The following is a 19,674-nucleotide window of genomic DNA, read 5'->3' on the forward strand; positions in this document are numbered from 1 at the left end:
CTGTGCTACCACCCAGATCAGGCGGCAGCACCCTCCGATTCCTGCTTCTGACGCAGGGCATCGATGACGCGAGCGACCTGAGCGGGCTTGGCGCTGAAGGCGTAAGCAGCCTGGCTGATCTTCGCCTTCATGGCACCGGCCGCCTTGGCCAGCAGAACCTCGCGGGACTCGAGGTCCGCGAGCTTCGTGATCTCTGCGGCCGTCATGGAGGCGCCGTCAAGCACGCCCCCCTTGATGACCAGAGCGGGGTTCGCCTTGGCGAAGTCACGCAGTCCCTTCGCAGCCTCGACCGGGTCACCGGTCACGAATGCGATGGCGGAGGGGCCCTTCAGATCGGCGTCGAGACCCTCGACACCGGCCTGCTTGGCCGCGATCTCCGTAAGCGTGTTCTTCACCACGGCGTAGGTTGCGTTGCCGCCGAGCGACCGACGCAGCTCCTTGAGCTGCGCAACGGTGAGCCCGCGGTACTCGGTCAGCACAGCTGCATTGGAGGCACGGAACTTGTCCGCGAGCTCCGCAACAGCGGCTGCCTTCTCCGGCGTCGCCATGGCAGTCCTTCCGGTGGTGGTACCACCGTTCCCTGAGGCGTACGCCCCGGGCTGGGCCCCGGAAATGAGAAAGAGCCCCGGCGCAGGCGACGGGGCTCGGTTGCGCGGCAGGGCCGCACTCGAGTTCGCACCTACGCAGGCCCCCGCTCTAGCGGGACTTCGGTCCTCTTCCACTCTGCGAGAGAGCAGCGTCGGACAACCGGCGGTCTTGGGTTACCTGAGAAGATTACACGATCCCGGGAGTAGTGCCGTACCGACAGCTGGTGGCGCGCACCACACGCCGCCGAACGTAGGGTCCGTCGCCCTATCGTCGCCGAACGTAGCGTCCGTCGCCTCAACAGCGCCCTTGCAGCGACTGATCCTACGTTCGACACAGCCGACGCCGGCCAGTGCGGCCGGTGTCAGCGGGTCAGGCCCTCCAGGGAGCCGAAGCACACCAGCGGCGCCGACTCGGTCTCGTCCGCGAGCGCCGCCGCCAGCGCCGCCTCCGGGTCGTCGGTGGCGCGCAGGTGGGCGTGGAACCGCGGCATCACGCGGGCGGCGACGGCGTCGGACAGCGGGGCGACCGCAGCGACGACGGCGCGGGCGCCGAGCCGCAGGAGCACGGCCGTGAGCCCGAGGACCTCTCCGCCGAGCACCTGCGACGACCCGCCGACCTCGCACGCCGACAGGATCACCACCGACCCCGGTAGCCGCGTGCCGTCGAGCTCGTGCGCGAACAGCGGCCCGTCGGCCAGGTCCACGGAGGCGAAGAGCGGGTTGTCGGCGTCGTGCCGGCCGTGGGTCGCCAGGTGCACGATGTCGTGCGTGGCGAGCGCCTCGCGTACGGCCGCCGTGGTGGCGGACGGGCCGGTGAGGACCGTCGCGCCGGGCCACATCTTGCCCACCGCCCGTACTTCGCTCGCACCGAGGGTCACCCCGGGACCGTGCGCCGCGAGGAGCCGGTGCCCCTCCCCCGGCCGCGCGTGTGCCCGGCCGCGCGCGACGTAGGAGCGCATGGTGGTGCGCTTGCCCTGCCGGGACGGGAGCGCGGTCCATGGCACGCCGACCAGCGGGTCCCGGCCCACGACGTACAAGGGGCCGTCCGCTGCCAGGGGCAGGAGGAGGAGCTCGTCGAGCGCGTCGAGGTTACGGGTCAGGGAGCGGCGGGCGACGTCGCGCAGCGCCGGGGGTACGAGGTCGTTGGCGCACACCCCGAGGTCGGCACGGGCGCGCAGCACCAGCTCGGCGACGTCGGCCCGTGGGCCCAGGTCCACGGTGCGGGTGCCGTGCGCATCGAGGCGTACGCAGCGCAGGACGCCGTCGAGCACCAGGAAGTTGGCGACCACCGCGCCGTCGTCGCGGGCGGACAGGAGGCTGCGCACGTCCGCCACGGTGGCGGGGCGCTCCTCGACTGCTGCAGCGTCGGCACCCACGCGGTGCCAGGCGCGTTCGCGGGCGGTGGCCAGGAGCTTGCCGGAGCGCTCTAACAGGTAGGCGCGCTCGGCCGCGCTCCCCTGGCTCGTGAGCGTGCGGGCCCGGACGAGGAGCCCGCGGGCCTCCGTGACGAGCGCGCGCACCGCTGGGTCGTCCGGCGCGGCCGCGCCGCCCACCCCCGCGAACGTGGCACGACCGCGTTCGAGTGCCTCGAACAGCGCATCAGGCTGTCCGGTCCGCGCGGCGGCCTCGACGTCGGTGCGCTGCAGGTCGACACCGTGCGCGGCGGCGGCGGTCACGGACTCCACCGAGCCGAGGCCCACGCGGTGGTCGGCGAGCAGCCCGAGCCCCAGGCGCACGGCGGCGATGCCCGCATCCCGGTCCCCCGAGGCGAACGCGAGCTGCGCGAGCACCGTCTGCTGCTGGATCCGCGTGGTCAGCGGGGCGTCGTCCATGCCGTCGGGAAGGCTGTCGAGCACGGCACGGGCCGCCGCGACGTCGTCGGCCAGGAGGTACCAGTGCGCGGCGACGAAGCGCGCGGTCAGTCCCGGGTGCTGCCCGAGGAGCGGGTCCACCTCGTCGCCGGCCTGCGCCGCTTCGAGCGCCTGCTCGGCGTGGTGGCGGGCGTCGTGCGGCACGGGGACCTCGCCGCGGCGGACCGGCAGGAGGATCGCCTCCAGCTCCGCGACGTGCGCGACCGCGGCCCGCTGCGGGTGGCCGACGCCGGCGTAGTACTGCCGGGCGAAGGCCGCCCCGACGCGGGCCTCGTCCCACCGGCGCAGCGCCATGAGGCAGCGGGCGCGGAAGTACTCGGCATCCGCCCGGTACTGGGCCCGGCCGGGAACGACCATGCGAGAGATCGCCTGGGTGAGGACGCGCTCGGCGTCCTCGAGCAGACCTGCCTCGTAGAGGACGGCGCCTCGGCCGATGTCGAGCACCCCGTCGGCACGCTCCGGGTCGACGGCGCGGGCGGCCGCCATCGCCTGCAACGCGCCGGGGATGTCGCCGAGCGCGTACCGCACGAAGCCCATGTTCTGCAGCGCGAGCGAGGCGACACCGGTCAGGTCCGCGCGCACCGCCCGCTCGTGGCAGGCGTCGAAGTCGCGGAGCGCCGCGTCCAGCCGACCGAGCTCGATCGCTGTAGCACCCCGGTTGAGCAGCGCCACCGCGAGGTCCCGCGGGGGCAGGAGTGCCGGGTCTGCGAGCACGTGGTCGAAGGCCGCCATGGCATCGGCGTGCCGGCCCGCACGCTGGAGGAGCAGACCGCGCGTCCCCTCGACGACGGCGGCGAGACTCACCCGGGCCGACGACGGCGCGGTCTCCGCACGGGCGTCGGCGTCCTCGAGGAGCGCCAGCGGCTTGTCGAGCGTGTCCTCGACCGCTTGGAGCGCGACAGCCTCCCCCGCCAGGGAACGCACCATGCCCTCGGCCCAGCGCTCGTGGTCCACGGGCCCGAGGCGGTTGGTGTCGATGATCCGAAGCCGGTCGAGCACGTCCCGGAACCGCGGCAGGGCGTCGCCGGGCCGCGATCGGGAGTTGAGCTCCCGCGCGGCCAGCAGCTCCGCCTCAAGCTCCGGCCACATGTTGCCCCCTAGCCTCTCGGCGCCACCACGGGCGTCCGCCGGGACACGGTAGCGGGGTGTGCTGGCCCGTGTCACCGACCTGTTCGACGCCGCAGGTCAGGGACGCGGGTTCGGGTGAAGGTTCCAGCTTGGAGCCAGATTCGCCGGTGCGGGGGTCACCCGACCGCGAGGCCCTCGACCGAGCTGAAGCAGACCAGCGGGACCGGTTCCGCCACGTCCTTGAGAGCCGCCGCGAGCGCCGCCTCCGGGTCGTCAGACTCCCGCAGGTGGGCGTGCAGGCGCGGCATGACACGGGCGGCGAGCTCGTCCGAGAGCTTGGCGACCGACGCGATGACCGCGCGGGCACCCAGGCGCAGGAGTACCGACGTCAGACCGAGCACCTCGCCACCGAGCACCTGGGTGGAACCGCCGACCTCGCACGACGACAAGATCACCACCGAGCCAGGCAGCGGTGTCCCGTCGAGTTCGTGGGCGAACAGCGGACCGTCGGCGAGGTCGATGCTCGCGAAGAGAGGGTTGTCGGCATCGTGCTGGCCGTGGGTGGCGAGGTGCACGACGTCGTGCGTGGCGAGGGCTTTGCGGACGTGCTCGGTGACGGCGTGGTCTCCGGTCAGCACGGTTGCGCCGGGCCACTGGCGTCCGACGGCGTGGGCTTCCTCGGTGCCGTGCTTGACGCCAGGTCCGGCCGCCGCAAGCAGGCGGCGCTTGCCGCTCGGGCGGGCGTGGGTTCGGCCCCTTGCCACGTATGAGTTGACGGCGGTGCGCAGGCCGCTGCGAGACGGGAGCGCCGTCCAGGGGACCCGGAGCAGGGGTTCGCGGGCGACGACGTACAGGTCGCCGTCGGCGCGGAGCGGGGCGAGCAGGATGGTGTCAAGGGCCCTGAGGTTGCGCTCCAGCGACGCGTTAGCGGCGGCGCGGAGCGGCGCGGGGATCAGGTCGTTGGCGGCCATGGTGAAGTCGGCGCCTATGCGGCGGATCCGTTCAGTCATCTCTTCCGCCGATCCGAGGTCGACGGTTGTCACGCCCTGGGCGTCCGACCGGACACAGCGCAGCTCGCCATCGAGCACCAGGAAGTTGGCCACGACGGCGGTCCTGTCGCTGCGCTCGGAGAGCACGTGGCGCAACTCGCGCGCCGTGACCGGGCGCTGCACCGCGCCAGCGTTGCCTGCATGCTGCCACGAGCGTTCGCGCACCTCATTCTGAATACGGTGTGCGCGGCGGGTCAGCCGTTCGCGTTCTTTGGCCCCGGTCGCCCCCAGCTCGCGAGCCTTGGCTAGCAAGCCGCGGGCCTCCGTAAGGAGTGCGGCGGCCTCCGGGTCATCGGGCGGCGTGACACGACCTACACCAGAGAAGGTAGAGCGGCCCCGCTCCAGCGCGTCGAACAGCGCGGCGGGCTTTGCCATGCGAGCGGCCGCCGCTACGTCGATGCGAGTCAGGTCAACGCCATGCGTGGCAGCAGCCGTGACCGACTCGACGGAGCCGAGCTGCGTCCGGTGGTCAGCGAGCAGGTTCAGCCCCGCACGCACTGCGCGCAGGCCCTTGGCTCGGTTGCGTCCGGCGAACGCGAGCTCCGCCTGGACCGTGTAGTGCTGGACCCGCATGGTCAGCGGGGCGCTCATGAGGCCGCGGGGCAGATCGGCCAGTGTGTCGCGGGCCACGTCGAGGTCGCCTGCAAGCAGCAGCCACTGGGCTGCAACGAGGCGGGCCGCATGGCCCGGGTGCTGGCCTAAGACAGGCCCTGCAGCATCGCCTCTAGCGGCAGCAGCGAGAGCCTGCGCAGCCCGTCGTCGGATTGCGCTGTTCGTCGGCGTATGCACGCCTCGGCGAACTGGAGCCAGGGATGCCTCAAGCTCCAGGACCCGGGCAAGTACCGCCCATTGCTCGTAGCCTGCGGCGGTGAAGTGGCTGCGCGCTCGAGCAGCAAAGGTCGAGGCCTCCTCAAAGCGGAGAAGAGCAAGTAGACAACGGGCCCGGACGTACTCCGCGATGGCATGGTCGGTGCGTCGTCCCGCTCTGAGCAACTGCGGGATAGCCTCGTTCAGCAACGCCTCCGCCTCGTCCAGCAGGCCGACGCCGTACAGCACCTCGGCCCGACCCAACAGCGGAATCCCGTCGTCCTGATCGGGCGCGATCTCCCGCGCAGCCGCCATCTCCGCAAGCGCCGCGGGGGCATCACCAAGCATGCTCAGGTAGTAGCCGGCGTTGTGTCGTGCGAAGGCCACGAGCACCGGCGAACCCGCCGCCTCCGCGTGCCGCACGGCCGCAAGGTCGTCCGACAATGCGCCCTCGACGTCCCCGAGATCGGACAGAGCAAAGGCCCGGTTGAGGTAGGCCATCGCAAGGTCTCGCGGCGACCCGGCATCGCTGACCGCGAGCACCTGATCGAAGAGCCGCACCGCTTCTGCCGGCTTCCCTGCGACCCGGAGTAGGAACAAACCCCGCTGCCCGGCGGTCACCGCCTCAATGCGCCGGCGTTCCGTCCCGTCGAGCATCTGCGCGGCGTCGAGCGCCCGGTCGAGCGCCCCGAGTGCAGCCGGAAGGTCCCCCGAGATCGCGAGGTCTGCTTGCGCTAGGCCCATCCAGGACCGCGCGATGAGCCACGTCCAGGTAACTCTGTCGGCGCCGACCACATCGTTCTCTTTGTGCCAACCCAGATCGCGGAGCAGCGCCTGGAAATCGCGACGAGCGCGACGCGGGCGGGCACGGGTGTTCCAGTCCCGCGCACGCTCGAATCGCTCCGTGAGCACCTCGAAGCTTTTGCTGCTCACCGCGCCCCCCGATTCAGGTCATCACACCGGCACCCCGGGCACCTCCGAGTAGAGATCCCCAACCTGAAGCACAGCATGCCAGGCATCACCCACACGCCCCGTCGCATCCGAAGCTGGCAATTCGCCAGCCGCACGCCGCGCGTACATCGCCCTCGCCAACTGACCCGCGAGGTAGGGCGCCGAGAATGAGGTACCGCTCCAGGTCCCGAAGCCATGGGTGAAGTCGTCCCGGTCGACCGCATATCGCAGTCCATCCGCGGTCCGCTCGCCCTTTGCGGCCCCGTCGAACGTAGTGGGCATGGTGCTCAGGACGTTCACGCCCGGGCGGACTGCCGAGATCCAGGGGCCGTCATTACTGAAGTCAGCCAGCGTGCCGTCCGGGTTTGACGCGGTCACGCCGAGCAGCGGGGTGTACTCCGGGCACAGGTCGTGCAGATCGCCGGGGATTACCGCGCCACCCGTCCGCCGGACGGGTGGCGCCCACCCCGCGGGGAACGTCCTGCGCGTGGACCCGTCGTTGCCCGCGGACACCGTAACGAGCACACCCGCCCGCCGCAGATCCCGGAGCCGGCCGCGGTAGATGCCCTCGTAGTCGTCGTCATCCTCGGGGTGCTCCAGGTAGTAGCCGCTGGCAATTACCACGACGTCGACGGGGAAGCATCCCGGGACTCCCGCAAGCCCGCGGAGGTGGAACTCCAGCAGCCGTTCCACGGAACGCGCGAAGTCCCACTCGGAAGCCGTGCCGTCCCCGCCGTACACCCGCACCGGTAGCAGCGCCGCGTCGGGGCAGATCTGATGGACTACCCCGGCGATGAAAGTGCCGTGTCCGGCATACGGGTCCAGCGGCGAGGCCTCGCCGTCGCGGCGCCCCTCGCGCTCTGCGTCGAGGTCATCCTCAGGATAGGTACCGATGGGCCGGCCGTCGAGCGCCGCGTCGCGAAGCACCACGGTTCCCGGCGCGTCGAACCAGGGGTGCCGCCCAAGTCCCGTGTCCAGGATCGCGACCACGGGCCGGTTGACGCCTTCAAAGGTCACCAGGGGCGACGCACCGTCGGCCTTGCGGACGGGAGCGGCACCCGGATACGTGGCAGGCACCCGCTTGTCCGGATCGCCGAAGCCCCCATTGTTCCGGTGGCCAGTGACCACGTGGTCCAGCGACACCCGCTTGCGGTCGTCCCCCGCGTCCTCCGCCACAGCCGCCATCAGCCCCAGCGCGTCCCAGTCGTCCCGCACGTCGTCGAGCCGCACCTCAACATCGGGCCGCGCCCCCAGGACATCAGCGTCCCCACGCGACGGCGCCTGCTGGAAGTCCCCCGTCGTGACTGAGACGCCGTTCTCCCGAGCGCGAGTCGTGATGAGGTCGAGGAGCGCGTCGTTCCCGCTCTCGGGATTACCACGGACGATCACCCGGTCACGGACGTAGCGAGTCGGCGCGATCCGGCCTCCACCGGGGATCTGGTCGGTCGCCGGATCCAGCTCCCGAACCGGCCGCCACCCTCCGGCGTGGTCCCGGACGTGCATTCCCTCGGGCATGGGCTCACTCACAGCAGTACCTCTCCATCGATAGACGCACTCGGCCGACCTTGCCGCGCCCCCTCGGCAGGGTCAGGGTTCCAACAGTTCAGAAGTTCAGAGCTCAATCACCGGCGTGCTCACGGCGCCGCCACCGCCGTCGGTCCGGCGGACCACCAGGCTCGCGCGCCCGCGTTCGACGGAGTCGAAGGCGAACCGGCCGTCCTCGTCGGAGGCGGCCGTGACGACGTCGGCCCCCGGTCGGTGCAGCTCCACGTCCAGCCCGGCCGCGGGAGCGGCCCAGCCGTCGATCCGTACCCGGCCGCCGGCGGACGGGGACAGGCTGATCATGACGGTCAGCGAGTCGTGCGTGAAGGTGATGGTCTTGGCCTCGGCCGGCGCGGTGTCGTCAGCGCGTGCGGCCGCGGCGGCCCCCCGGACGCCCGCGAGCGGCGTGTCGAGGTAGACGGCCTCCATCAGGTCGGCCTCCAGGCCGGCCAGCGTGATCGCGAACAGCGACCGCTCGACGAGATCGCTCGGAACCGGGTCGACCGCCTCTACCAGGTGGGCGAGGCGCGTCAGGAGGAGACCGTCCTCGGCGTCCAGCCGGCCCTTCGGGTCGAACGAGAGGTCCCCCATGGCCCCTTCGTCCTTGTTCGGTTCCGGCGTCAGGTCCACGAGAAGTCCCCCTGCTCGTCGAGGATGGTGCGCAGCTTTGCCAAGCAGCGGCCACGAGTCGAGCCGATGGAACCCATCGGCATTCCGATCGCCGCCGAGATGTACCGGTAGTCCGGACGGTCGGCGAGCGAGACCAGACGCAGCAGCTCTTGGCAGCGTCCGGGTAGTTTCTGGAGCGACATCCACAGGAGGCGATCACGTTCGTCGCGCAGCACCTCGGCGTCCGGCAGCGGATCCTTCGAGGGAAGCGCCATCGGGTGCTCCGGACTGTCGTCCGGGAGCTCGGTGCGACGCTTCTCGTCGTCACGGTGCTTGCGCACGGCCTCCCAGGCAGCGCGCTTGGCCGTGACCAGGAGCCACTTCAGCACGGCCTTCGGCTCCGCGATCGACTCGGCGTGCCGCACGAGCGCGACCCAGGTGCTCTGCACCACGTCCTCGGCGGCGTCGGGTTCGACGCCCTGCGCGCGGACCGTGTGCCACAGCAGCGGCGTCGCCTCGCGGACCAGGCCACCGAGTGCCTGGTGGTTGCCCTCGCGGTACTCGGTCAAGGCGATCGCAGCGCGATCGCCGAGCGTGAGCCCAGGCCCGTCGACGTCGGGCAGGGCCTCCCTTGATCCTGTCATTGCACCACGGGATTCTCTGCTGGCGGATGTGTCCAGGTCCGGTAGGGGACGAGGAGTACTTGAACCAGCCGAGTCTACGGCCGAGACTGCGGATCCGGGGAGGTAGAAGACGGTGCCCATCAGGCACTCCCCTCTCCTCGATGCGCGTCGGCACGGTGCCGCTCACCAGACAAGAGGGACGAACGCCAAGTTCGATACATAGCGCTGACCACAAATCAAAAAGACCCGCACCCCCTTGGGGATGCGGGCCTTCTCGCGCTCAGGAGCGCTCGGTTCAGGCCGAGACGTCTTCCAGAAGCTTCGTGGTCTTGCTCTGGTCCAGCGGGATGCCGGGGCCCATCGTCGTGGCCATGGTCGCCTTGCTGATGTAGCGACCCTTCGAGGACGACGGCTTGAGGCGCATGACCTCGTCGATCGCGGCCGCGTAGTTCTCCAGCAGCTGGATCTCCGAGAAGGAGGCCTTGCCGATGATGAAGTGCAGGTTCGCGTGCTTGTCGACGCGGAACTCGATCTTGCCGCCCTTGATGTCGGCGACGGCCTTGGCCACGTCCATCGTCACGGTGCCGGTCTTCGGGTTCGGCATGAGGCCGCGGGGGCCCAGGACCTTACCGAGGCGACCGACCTTGCCCATGAGGTCCGGAGTGGCGACAGCGGAGTCGAAGTCGGTGTAGCCGGCGGCCACCTTCTCGATCAGCTCGTCGCCACCGACCTCGTCGGCACCGGCCGCGCGGGCCTCCTCCGCCTTGGCGGCGTTGGCGAACACGATGACCTTGGCGGTCTTACCCGTGCCGTTCGGCAGGTTGACCGTGCCGCGGACCATCTGGTCCGCCTTGCGCGGGTCGACGCTCAGCCGGAACGCGACCTCGATGGTCGCGTCGTACTTGACGGTGGCGGTCTCCTTGGCGAGACGGATCGCGTCGAGCGGCGCGTACACGCTGTCGCTGTCGATCTTCTCTGCTGCGGCGAGGTACGCCTTGCTGCGCTTTGCCATGTTTCTCTCCTTGTGGTCGTAGCGGGCCCTGCGGCCCTGCCACTGCGGTGGCCGACGACGTCCGCCGGTCACCATGGTCTCGTCGTGAGCGCGACTCGGTCGCGCTCACGACGAAGGGGTCACTGCGAGACGGTGATGCCCATCGAACGGGCGGTGCCCGCGATGATCAGCGAAGCGGCCTCGAGGTCGTTCGCGTTGAGGTCCGGCAGCTTGGTCGTCGCGATCTCGCGGACCTGCTCCTTCGTGATCGAGGCGACCTTGACCGTGTGCGGCGTCGCGGAGCCCTTGGGCACGCCGGCGGCCTTCTTGATCAGCTCGGCGGCCGGCGGGGTCTTCGTGATGAAGGTGAACGAGCGGTCCTCGTACACCGTGATCTCGACCGGGACCACGTTGCCACGCTGCGACTCGGTCGCCGCGTTGTAGGCCTTGCAGAACTCCATGATGTTCACGCCGTGCTGACCCAGGGCCGGGCCGATCGGCGGGGCCGGCGTCGCTGCACCGGCATTGATCTGCAGCTTGATGAGGCCGGAGACCTTCTTCTTCGGGGGCATGCTTGTCTACCTTCTGTTCGGTTGGGCCGACGCCGTGGGCGATGACCCGGTTGCACTGCTGGGGAGCTGACGACTCAGATCTTGGCGACCTGGTTGAACCCCAGCTCGACCGGGGTCTCCCGGCCGAAGATGGAAACGAGGACCTTGAGCTTCTGGGCCTCGACGTTGATCTCGGAGATCGAGGCGGGCAGCGTGTCGAACGGCCCGTCGGTCACGGTCACCGACTCGCCGACCTCGAAGTCGACGTGGACCGGAGCCTTGCCACCGGCCGACGCGCCACCGGCGGAGGCCGCCTGGCCGGCCTGGGCCGGCTGCGGCAGCATCGACGGCGCGAGCATCGAGTAGATCTCGTCGAAGCTCAGCGGCACCGGCTGGTGCGTGTGCCCGACGAAGCCCGTGACACCCGGCGTGTGCCGCACGGCGCCCCACGACTCGTCGGTCAGGTCCATGCGCACGAGGACGTAACCCGGGATGCGGACCCGGCTCACGATCTTCTTCTGCGCGTTCTTGATCTCGGCGACCTCTTCCATCGGCACCTCGACCTGGAAGATGTAGTCCTCCATGTTGAGGCTCTGGATGCGGTTCTCGAGGTTGGTCTTCACGCGCTTCTCGTAGCCCGCGTACGAGTGGATGACGTACCAGTCACCGAACTGGGAGCGGAGGGTTCGCTTGAACTCCTCGACCTCGTCCACGATGACGTCGCCATCGGCGTCGACGGTGCGCTCGTCGGTGGCGTCGCCCTCGACCTCGCTCTCGTCCGTGGTCTCGGCGTCACCCTCGGCGCCGTCGGTCTCGGGCTCGGCGTCGGTCTCGGCCGGAGTCTCGGCGTCCGCAGGCACGTCAGCGTTCTCGGCGTCCAGGGGCGCGTCGACGGCCGCATCGGAGCCTTCGGGCGGCGAGACGTTCTCCGTCTGGTCCAGAGAGTCCTGGGACACGAAACGAACCTGCTTTCTCTTCGTGCACCGGGCTGCGCCCGGCACGGGTGTGCGTACCTCTACGAGCTGTGTTCGCCCATTGTCGCGCGAAAATGCCGCGAAGGGACAATCAGCAACAGGCGAGAACGATCACAGCGAAGTACTGCGCAGCGTGCCCCATCTGCTTGTCCGGCGCACCCGGACCGACGCCGACCTGCGGTCGGGGTCGTCTACGGCTGCGTCAGCGTGCCGACGCCGAAGCGCCGATTCAGCCGAAGACCCAGCCGGCGAGCATGCCGAACGCGTAGTCCAGCAGCACCACGAAGATCATGACGACGACCAGGAAGACCAGCACCACGCCCGTGTACGTCATGAGCTCGGAACGCGTCGGTGCGACGACCTTCTTGAGCTCGGCCACCACTTGACGTACGAAGAGCGCGATTCGGGCGAAGATGTTGCCGCCGCCCCTGCTCGGACGCTCCGCGGCGCTCTGGATCACCTCGGTGTCGCTCACTGCTACCCCACTCCTGTGGCCCGGCGCGCCGGTCGGCGCGGACTGGCTTTCCAGGTCCACTCACGTGGGCCCGCTGCGCGCGGCCCCGCTGGGGTTCACGCTGGCAGGGTAGACAGGACTCGAACCTGCAACCTGCGGTTTTGGAGACCGCTGCGCTACCAATTGCGCCACTACCCTTTGTGTTCGATGCCGGTGCCACGATCTGCCGCGCGTCCTGAAGAGGCACGCCACATCACGTGAGCATCAATCACCGAGGCACAACTGTACGGTACCCACGGCCGTAGGTCGAACCCGTTCCGGGCGGCCCCGGGAGGGTCTCGACAGGCCGGACCACCGGGAGACAGGAACCCTGTCCACCGAACGGTGGACAGCAGGTGCAGTCGAACGGGCGTCCCGCGCGAGGTGCCGGCCGGAGCATGCTCGACGGCATGCAGACATCCGACCCCCTGGCCGTGCGAGTACGCGGCCTCCGCAAGCGGTACGGCAGTGCGCGCTCCGGCTATAAGGACGCCGTCGCCGGCCTCGACCTCGACGTCTCCCGCGGCGAGATCGTGGCTGTCCTTGGCCCCAACGGCGCAGGCAAGACCACCACCGTCGAGATCCTCGAGGGCTTCCGCGACCGGGACGACGGCGAGGTGCGGGTGCTCGGCGAGGACCCCCGGCAGGCGGGCCGTGCCTGGCGAGCGCGAATCGGCGTCGTCATGCAGGACTCCCGGGACATGAACGAGCTCACCATCCTGGAGAAGGTCCGGTCCACCGCCGCGTCGTACCCCGACTCGCGGGACCCCATGGAGGTCATCGCCGCCGTCGGGCTCGCGGAGAAGGCACGGGCACGGACCCGGGGTCTGTCCGGCGGGCAGCGGCGCCGGCTCGACGTGGCGCTAGGGATCGTCGGCAGGCCAGAGCTGCTCTTCCTGGACGAGCCCACCACCGGGTTCGACCCACAGGCCCGCCGGTCGTTCTGGGACCTCGTCACGAGCCTGCGCGACGGCGGCACCACGATCCTCCTGACCACCCACTACCTGGACGAGGCCGCCCAGCTGGCCGACCGGGTCGTCGTCGTGCGCGACGGCGTAGTGGTCGCCACGGGCACGCCCGACACGCTGGGCGGTCCCGGGGCCCGCACCCCCGTGGTCGCGTGGGACGACGGCGGCGTGCGCCGGACGGAGCGGACCGACCTGCCCACCGCCGTCGTCGGGCGGCTGATGGCGGCAGCCGGGCCGGGCGGCGAGGTGCCTGGCCTGTCGATCACCCGGCCCACGCTCGAGGACGTGTACCTGTCCCTGATCGGGGAGTCCTCCCCCACCGATGGCGTAGGCACCGACAACAGCAGCAGGAAGGCGGCGTGATGAGCACGACGGCGAGCACAACGGGCCCGGACCGGCTCGACCAGCGGCAGACCACCGCGCGGCGCCTTCCCGGCACGCTCCGACAGGGGCTGGTACGCGGCGGCGTCGAGCTGCTCCAGTTCGTCCGCGAGCGCGACTCCGTGATCTTCGGGTTCGCCTACCCGATCCTCATGCTCGCGATCTTCTCGACGGTGTTCGGCGACGACGACCCCATCGTCGCGGGCGGCATGACGGTCAGCTTCGCGCAGTACTTCCTGCCCGGCATGGTGGCGACCGGAGTCATGCTCTCCACCTTCCAGACGCTGGCGATCTCGATCGCCGTCGAGCGGGACGACGGCACCCTCAAGCGTCTTCGTGCCACACCGCTGCCCGCGACGTCGTACTTCCTGGGCAAGGTGTTCCTGTCCCTGGTCACCGTGCTCGCGCAGACGGCGCTGCTGCTGGCGGTCGCCGCGCTCGCCTTCGACGTACCCCTGCCCGACGACGCCGCCCACTGGGCCACGTTCGCCTGGGTGTTCGTGCTCGGCACCGCGGCCGGGGCGGTGTGCGGCGTCGCGTACTCGTCGGTGCCCAGCTCCGGCCGGTCCGCGAGCGCCGTCGTGGTCACACCGCTGCTGCTGCTGCAGTTCACATCGGGGGTCTTCTTCCCGGTGACCCAGCTGCCCGGCTGGATGCTCGACCTGTCGTCCCTGTTCCCGCTCAAGTGGATAGCGCAGGGCATGCGCTCGGTGTTCCTGCCGGACGCCTTCGCCGCCGTCGAGCCGGCGGAGGCCTGGCAGCACGGTGCGACGGCTGCTGTACTTGCGGCATGGCTGGTGGTCGCGCTCGTGGTCGGCGCTCGTACGTTCCGGTGGCGTCGCCACGATGACGGCTGACGAAGGGCGCAGCGCAGGGTGGGGGCCGAGGGACGAGGCACCCGCCCGAAGCGGAGCACAAGGAAGCCGTCCAGAAGAAACTACGGCTGACCGGAGCGCGCCGGCCGGGCACGGGACGAGCCGCGACTACGACCTGGAGCGTCTGTACGCCGGGTGGGAGCACCAGGTGCGCTGGTGGGACGCCGCGTTCGGCGTGATCATCGCTCTGACCGCCGTCGCCCTGGCCCTGGCCGGCACACGGGGCACGCAGCTCGCCGTCGCCTACGCGGCGATGGCCGCGATCGTGGTGGCCTACCTGGTGTGGGGCGCGCGGGCGGCGCGCACGCGGAACCAGCGGCTGGCCGTGCAGTACCTGGTGGTGGTCGTCGTCGGCACCGGCGTGACCGTGTCCCAGGGTGGGGTGGCGTCGCTCCTGCTGTTCATCGCGTTCGCGCAGGTGTGGATGCTGCTGGAGTCGATACGGCACGGCGTGGTCGGCTGTGTCGCGCTCACGGTCGCGGTGTCGGTCGGCATCTCGTCGCAGTACGGCTTCGACGTCGCGGTCATGGGCGAGGTCGTGCCGCAGATGATGGTCACTCTCGTGTTCGCGATCGGGCTCGGGCTCTGGTTCCACGTGGCGATGCGGCGGGCGGAGGAGCACGTGCGGCTGCTCGGCAAGCTGCACGCGGCGCAGGCCCAGCTGGCACTGACCAGCCACGAGGCCGGCGTCCTCGCGGAGCGTGAGCGCCTCGCGCGCGAGATCCACGACACGCTCGCCCAGGGGTTCACGAGCGTGGTCATGCAGGCGCAGGCTGCGACCGCGGCCCTCGACGTCGGAGATCAGGGTGCCGCGCGCGAGCGGCTGCACGTCGTCGAGGACACCGCCCGCGACAACCTCGCCGAGGCCCGCGCCCTGGTAGCGGCGTTCGCGCCGGTCGCGCTGCAGGACGCCTCGCTCCCTCAGGCGCTGGGTCGGCTCGGGAGCCGGTTCACGGAGGAGACCGGCCTGGCGGTGACCGTCGAGACCGATCGGGTGGGCGCCCTGTCCCCCACGGTCGAGGTGGTGCTGCTGCGGGCCGCCCAGGAGGCGTTCGCGAACGTCCGGCGGCACGCGCAGGCGCGGTCCGTCGTCGTGCGGCTGGGGCAGGCCGAGGAAGAGGTGACGCTCACGGTGTCCGACGACGGACGAGGGATCGGCGCGGACGTCGTCGACGGCTTCGGGCTGGCGGGGATGCGGGAGCGCGTACGGTCGGCGGGCGGCACCCTGGCAGTCGGGCCGGGAGACGGCGGCGGCACCACGTTGTGCGCCCGGGTGCCGGTCGACGGGCAGGTCGACGGACAGGTCCGTGCGATGTCGGACGCGAGGCCGACGCGGGGGCCGGGACCGGCGACGGGACAAGGGGGGTGACGGGATGATCCGGGTGCTGGTGGTGGACGACCATCCGGTGGTGCGGTCCGGTCTGGTGGGCATGCTCACCGTGGAGGAAGACCTCGAGGTCGTTGGCGAGGCCGCCGACGGGAGCGAGGCGGTGGCGCTGGCGACGTCGCTGCGGCCCGACGTCGTCCTCATGGACCTGCGCATGCCGGTGCTCGACGGCGTCGCGGCGACCGCAGGGATCGTGGGTACCGGGCCGCGTGTCGTCGTGCTGACGACCTACGACACCGACGGCGACATCCTGCGTGCGGTCGAGGCGGGGGCCACCGGGTACCTGCTCAAGGACACGCCCCGCGCCGAGCTCGTCGCCGGCGTGCGGGCGGCTGCCCGTGGTGAGACGGTGCTGGCGCCGAGCGTGGCGACGCGCCTGGTCAGCTCCGTGCGCACGGCCGCGGAGCGGCCTTCGGCGCGGGAGGCGGAGGTGCTCACGCTGGTGGCGCTCGGCCGGTCGAACGCCGAGGTCGGGCGCGAGCTGTCCATCACGGAGGCGACGGTCAAGACGCACCTCATCCGGGCGTTCGCCAAGCTCGGCGTCGCCGACCGGACGGGCGCGGTGACCGTGGCCAGGGCGCGCGGCTGGATAGCCTGAGCGGCTCTCCACCGCACGGCCGCCGAGCGCCTAGCGACCGTTGACGGGGTCGGCCTCCTTGTCGCCGCCCGCCTCACCGCCCCCGGCGTCGCCGCCGGTGGGATCAGCCGTAGGTTCGACCGGGGTGCTCGGGTCGGCCGTCGGTTCCGTGGTCGGTGGCGTCGGCTCCTGCGTCGGCTCCTGCGTCGGCGTCGGCTCCTGCGTCGGCGTCGGCTCCTGCGTCGGCGTCGGCTCCTGGGTCGGCGTCGGCTCCTGGGTCACCGTCACGGTCGGGGTCGGCTCCGGGTCGGGTGCCGGGGGTGGCACGTACACGTCGTCCTCCGTCTCGGTCGGGGTGGACGACGGCGTCGGCTCCTCCGTCGGGTCCTCCGAGGACGGGCTGACGGTCGGCGTGACCACCGGCGGAGCCTGGTCGTCGAGCAGGTTCGCGATCACCAGGCCCGCACCGCCGAACACGAGCAGCGCGAACACGACGATCGTGGCCACCCTGCCGCGGCCGGTCGTGAAGGCGTGCCACCACTTCCGCTCCTCCTCGGGCGGCGCCGCCGGGGGCGGGCTGACCGGGGGCGGGCCGACCGGTGCAGTGGTTGCCGCCCCAGGCTCCGCGCCTGACGCGCCCTCGGCGTCGGCGGCCGCGGCGATCCCGGCGGCTCCGGCGCCGGCTGCGGCCGCGCCCACCGCGCCGACCACCATGGTGCGGTCCGTGCCCTCGCTGACCTGGCCCAGCGTCATCGTGCCCGAGCCGGCCGCCCCGGTGACCGGGTCGATCACCTCGGTGCCGCCTGCACCCACGCCGAGCTGCATGGTCTCGCCGCTGGTGCCCAGCCGGCCCGCGGGACCGCCGAGCAGGATCGTCACGGTCGCCCGCATCGCCTCAGCGGTCGGGAACCGTCGGCCCGGGTCCTTGGCCATCGCCCGGGAGACGAGCCGGTCCACCGAGGCGGGAACTGCCGCGCGGCGTGCGGAGGCCGCGGGAACTGGCGCGTTCACGTGCGCCCGCAGGACGTCCTCCGCCTGCGCACGCTCGAACGGCGCGTGCCCGGTCAGCGTGTAGTAGGTGAGCGCGCCGGCGGCATAGATGTCGCTGCGCGCGTCGAGGGGCTTGCCGCGTGCCTGCTCCGGCGACATCCCGAGGACCGACCCGGCCACCGTCGCGCCGTCGCCGTCACCGCCCGCGGACCGGGTGAGGCCCAGGTCCAGGAGCCCGACGACGAACGTGCCGTCCGCCTGCTTGTCGACCATCACGTTGCGCGGCGCGACGTCGCGGTGCACCAGGCCCGCCGCGTGCACGGCGGCGAGCGACTCCAGCAGGCCGTCGAGGATCGCGAGCGCGTCGCGCCAGGACAGGCCGTCGTCCCCCGCGAAGTCGGAGAGGGACACGCCCGCCATCCGGTTCATGACCGTCCAGGGCACGTTCGCGCCAGCGACGTCCTCCTCGCCGGAGTCCAGGACCTTCACGACGCCGGGGTGGTTCACCAGCGCCGACGCCTCGACCTCGCGCTGCAGGGAGTCGCGGGCGTTCTGATCGTCGACCAGGTGGGGGTGCAGCACCTTCACCACGAGCGGCTGGTCGAGGTCGACCTCCGGCTCCTCGGGTTCGGCCGGCTCTGCGATCTCGGCCGTCGCGTCGGGATCGGTCGTCGCGTCGGGATCGGTCGAGTCCGCCTCGGCCGCTCCGGCGTCGTCGTCGGACTCGGCGTCCGGACCGGCATCGGACTTGGACCCGGACTCGGACTCGGAGGCGGTCTCGGCGTCACCGGTCTGGTCGTCGTCGGGCGCCGCGCCCGGCTCGGCAGCGCTGGCGTCGGCCTCGCTGGCGTCCGCAGCGTCGTCGTCCGCCGCGTCGGTGCTCGCTCCGGCGTCGTCCGGGTCGCCGTCCTCGCCAGTCGTGGGCTCCGGCTCGGGCGGTGCCGCTACCCGTTGCGCCTCGTAGACCGTGAAGGTTGCCCCAGTGCCCAGGACGTCGACCAGCTCGTACTTTCCGCCGAGGACGACGTGGACGGGAAGGTCCGCGGCGTTGTTCTCGTCCGTGGTCTCTCCGTTCACTGGTTCACCGGGGTCCGTGGTTGCGCTTCGAGCAAAGCAGTCATTTCGGCTATCTGGGGCATGTTCTTTTCAGGATACTGAGGGGACCGCCAGCGCACCAAAGATGGGCCTGCCGGATGTGTGAGTAGTGCGAAGTATCACGAGCCGCGGCTGCCGCGGGACCACTGCTTTGCCAGACTACGCAGATGCGCGACCTCGCACTCCTGCCCAAGGCGCACCTCCACCTCCACTTCACCGGATCCATGCGGGTGCCTACCCTCGTCGACATGGCAGCCGCGCACGGCGTGCGACTGCCCGAGGCCCTCATCGACGACGACCCGTTGCGTCTGCCCGCCACAGAGCGTGGCTGGTTCCGCTTCCAGCGCCTGTACGACGCCGCTCGGGCGTGCGTGCGGTCGGAGGCGGACATGCGCCGTCTGGTCGACGAGGCCGCGGCCGACGACGCCGCCGAGGGCTCCGGCCGGCTCGAGATCCAGGTGGACCCGACCTCCTACGCACCGTTCGTCGGCGGTATCACCCCGGCCGTCGAGATCGTCATCGACGCCGCCAAGGCCGCGAGCGCCGCGCACGGGATCGAGGTGGGCGTGATCATCGCGGCGTCGCGCATGAAGCATCCGCTCGACGCGCGCACGCTCGCCCGGCTGGCCGCCCGGTACGCGGGCGAGGGGGTCGGTGAGGTCGTGGGCTTCGGGCTGTCGAACGACGAGCGCCGCGGGGACACGTCCCAGTTCGGGCACGCCTTCGACATCGCGCGGCGGGCCGGCCTCGCGGCGGTGCCGCACGGCGGTGAGCTGCTCGGGCCCGACCACATCAGCGAGGTCATGCGTGAGCTCGTGCCCGACCGGATCGGGCACGGGGTGCGCGCCGCAGAGGACGAGCGCGTCCTCGCGGGCATCGTGGAGCGTGGTGTCGCGCTCGAGGTGAACCCTGGCTCGAACATCGGTCTTGGCGTCTACAGCGAGGCGAGCGAGGTGCCGCTGCGCACCCTGGTCGACGCGGGTGCTCTCGTGGCGCTCGGGGCCGACGACCCTCTCCTGTTCGGCTCGCGGCTCGTGGACCAGTACGAGATCGCACGGAGCGCGCACGGCTTCAGTGATGCGGAGCTCGCCGGGCTGGCGGCGTCGTCGATCCGGGCGAGCCGGGCGTCGTCGGGCACCAAGGCACGCCTCCTGGCCGGCGTCGACGCGTGGCTGCTCACGCCCGGTCCCGCGGATCCCGCCGATCCCCTCCCCGCGGGCGGCACTGTCACGATCAGGTGACGATCAACTGACCCAACCATCCTGGACACCCGCGCGTCAGTTAG

At 71.3% G+C, this 19,674-nt stretch carries 16 protein-coding genes and 1 tRNA gene; 5 read left to right on the forward strand and 12 right to left on the reverse strand.

From position 1 onward, the window contains the following. Window positions 1-17 precede the first annotated feature (17 nt). The 11 genes from rplJ to APR04_RS08050 all read right to left on the reverse strand — a co-directional run bounded on the left by rplJ (window position 18) and on the right by APR04_RS08050 (window position 12,275). Entirely contained in the window at window positions 18-548 is a 531-nt protein-coding gene (gene rplJ, locus APR04_RS08000; protein ID WP_253869185.1) for a 50S ribosomal protein L10, read from the reverse strand. A 401-nt stretch (window positions 549-949) separates the two neighbouring features. Further along, the gene (locus APR04_RS08005; protein WP_253869186.1) at window positions 950-3,547 is read right to left on the reverse strand and encodes a CHAT domain-containing protein; all 2,598 of its coding nucleotides are present in this window, start codon (window positions 3,545-3,547) and stop codon (window positions 950-952) included. 155 nt (window positions 3,548-3,702) lie between these two features. Beyond that, window positions 3,703-6,039 carry a CHAT domain-containing protein gene (locus tag APR04_RS08010; RefSeq protein ID WP_253869187.1) on the reverse strand — a complete coding sequence of 779 codons (2,337 nt, stop codon included), beginning with the start codon at window positions 6,037-6,039 and terminating at the stop codon, window positions 3,703-3,705. A 297-nt stretch (window positions 6,040-6,336) separates the two neighbouring features. Next, window positions 6,337-7,563 carry a S8 family peptidase gene (locus APR04_RS08015; protein ID WP_253869188.1) on the reverse strand — a complete coding sequence of 409 codons (1,227 nt, stop codon included), beginning with the start codon at window positions 7,561-7,563 and terminating at the stop codon, window positions 6,337-6,339. A 381-nt stretch (window positions 7,564-7,944) separates the two neighbouring features. Then, window positions 7,945-8,505 (reverse strand): peptidase associated/transthyretin-like domain-containing protein, encoded by a 561-nt coding sequence (locus APR04_RS08020; RefSeq protein ID WP_253869189.1) that lies wholly within the window; start codon window positions 8,503-8,505, stop codon window positions 7,945-7,947. Further along, window positions 8,496-9,128 carry an RNA polymerase sigma factor gene (locus tag APR04_RS08025; RefSeq protein WP_253869190.1) on the reverse strand — a complete coding sequence of 211 codons (633 nt, stop codon included), beginning with the start codon at window positions 9,126-9,128 and terminating at the stop codon, window positions 8,496-8,498. Before APR04_RS08025 ends, APR04_RS08020 begins: the two co-directional genes overlap by 10 nt. Before the next feature lie 274 nt (window positions 9,129-9,402). Further along, entirely contained in the window at window positions 9,403-10,119 is a 717-nt protein-coding gene (rplA, locus tag APR04_RS08030) for a 50S ribosomal protein L1 (RefSeq protein WP_253869191.1), read from the reverse strand. A 119-nt stretch (window positions 10,120-10,238) separates the two neighbouring features. Next, on the reverse strand, window positions 10,239-10,670 hold the full coding sequence (gene rplK / locus APR04_RS08035) for a 50S ribosomal protein L11 (protein WP_253869192.1): 432 nt from the start codon (window positions 10,668-10,670) through the stop codon (window positions 10,239-10,241). Between the two features lie 74 nt (window positions 10,671-10,744). Next, window positions 10,745-11,605, reverse strand: a complete 861-nt coding sequence (nusG, locus tag APR04_RS08040) for a transcription termination/antitermination protein NusG (protein ID WP_253869193.1) — start codon at window positions 11,603-11,605, stop codon at window positions 10,745-10,747. Window positions 11,606-11,852: 247 nt separating this feature from the next. Next, a complete protein-coding gene (gene secE / locus APR04_RS08045; protein WP_253869194.1) occupies window positions 11,853-12,098 on the reverse strand; it encodes a preprotein translocase subunit SecE in 246 nt (81 codons plus the stop codon). Between the two features lie 101 nt (window positions 12,099-12,199). After that, window positions 12,200-12,275: transfer RNA gene (locus tag APR04_RS08050), tRNA-Trp, on the reverse strand. A gap of 251 nt (window positions 12,276-12,526) precedes the next feature. On the opposite strand from APR04_RS08050, the gene APR04_RS08055 reads away from it, so the two are divergent. The 4 genes from APR04_RS08055 to APR04_RS08070 are packed head-to-tail and all read left to right on the forward strand — an operon-like array spanning window position 12,527 to window position 16,325. After that, entirely contained in the window at window positions 12,527-13,447 is a 921-nt protein-coding gene (locus APR04_RS08055; RefSeq protein WP_253869195.1) for an ABC transporter ATP-binding protein, read from the forward strand. After that, complete coding sequence (locus tag APR04_RS08060) at window positions 13,447-14,322, forward strand: ABC transporter permease (protein WP_253869196.1); 876 nt, start codon at window positions 13,447-13,449, stop codon at window positions 14,320-14,322. The genes APR04_RS08055 and APR04_RS08060 overlap by 1 nt, the downstream gene beginning before the upstream one ends. Continuing rightward, complete coding sequence (locus APR04_RS08065) at window positions 14,312-15,709, forward strand: sensor histidine kinase (protein ID WP_253869197.1); 1,398 nt, start codon at window positions 14,312-14,314, stop codon at window positions 15,707-15,709. The genes APR04_RS08060 and APR04_RS08065 overlap by 11 nt, the downstream gene beginning before the upstream one ends. Before the next feature lie 4 nt (window positions 15,710-15,713). Further along, on the forward strand, window positions 15,714-16,325 hold the full coding sequence (locus tag APR04_RS08070; protein WP_253869198.1) for a response regulator: 612 nt from the start codon (window positions 15,714-15,716) through the stop codon (window positions 16,323-16,325). A 30-nt stretch (window positions 16,326-16,355) separates the two neighbouring features. Here APR04_RS08070 and APR04_RS08075 read toward each other — a convergent pair whose 3' ends face one another. Continuing rightward, on the reverse strand, window positions 16,356-18,371 hold the full coding sequence (locus APR04_RS08075) for a serine/threonine-protein kinase (RefSeq protein WP_253869200.1): 2,016 nt from the start codon (window positions 18,369-18,371) through the stop codon (window positions 16,356-16,358). Between the two features lie 185 nt (window positions 18,372-18,556). Between APR04_RS08075 and APR04_RS08080 the strand changes: the two genes are divergently transcribed. After that, on the forward strand, window positions 18,557-19,630 hold the full coding sequence (locus APR04_RS08080; RefSeq protein ID WP_253869202.1) for an adenosine deaminase: 1,074 nt from the start codon (window positions 18,557-18,559) through the stop codon (window positions 19,628-19,630). Window positions 19,631-19,674: the final 44 nt, after the last annotated feature.

This window comes from Promicromonospora umidemergens (assembly GCF_024171995.1).
Classification (GTDB): Bacteria; Actinomycetota; Actinomycetes; order Actinomycetales; family Cellulomonadaceae; genus Promicromonospora; species Promicromonospora umidemergens.